At 69.0% G+C, this 600-nt stretch carries 1 protein-coding gene; it reads right to left on the bottom strand.

Annotated features, from left to right (window positions below; translation table 11 throughout):
* On the bottom strand, positions 1 to 600 hold a 600-nt coding region (locus QI554_RS43325; protein WP_281478980.1), incomplete at both ends, for an ABC transporter ATP-binding protein.

Here is a 600-nt window from a genome sequence, read left to right as displayed (position 1 = left end):
GAGCAGGTTGGACTGGCCGAGGAAGTTGGCGACGAACGCGGTCCGCGGGGACTCGTACAGCTCCGCCGGCGAGCCGAGCTGCTCGATCACACCGCCGTTCATCACCGCGATCGTGTCGGCCATCGTCATGGCCTCCTCCTGGTCGTGCGTCACGTGCACGAACGTGATCCCGACCTCGGTCTGGATCCGCTTCAGCTCCAGCTGCATCTGCCGGCGCAGCTTCAGGTCCAGCGCACCCAGCGGCTCGTCCAGCAGCAGCACCTGCGGGTGGTTGATCAACGCCCGCGCCACCGCGACACGCTGCTGCTGGCCGCCCGACAGCTGGGCCGGCTTGCGGCCGCCCAGGTGCCCGAGCTGCACCAGCTCCAGCATCTCCTTGACCGGCCCGTCCACGTCCTTGCGGCCCTTGCGGCGCAGCCCGAACGCCACGTTCTCCGCCACCGACAGGTGCGGGAACAACGCGTAGTTCTGGAACACCGTGTTGACCGGGCGCTTGTACGGCGGCAGCCCCGTCACGTCCGCACCACCGATCAGCACCTGACCCGACGACGGCTCCTCCAACCCCGCGATCATCCGCAGCGTCGTCGTCTTCCCGCACCC

Source organism: Yinghuangia seranimata (assembly GCF_029953285.1).
In the GTDB taxonomy this organism is placed as follows: Bacteria; Actinomycetota; Actinomycetes; order Streptomycetales; family Streptomycetaceae; genus Yinghuangia; species Yinghuangia seranimata.
Note: the sequence above shows the minus strand (reverse complement) of the source record. Positions and strands in the feature narration are given on the sequence as shown.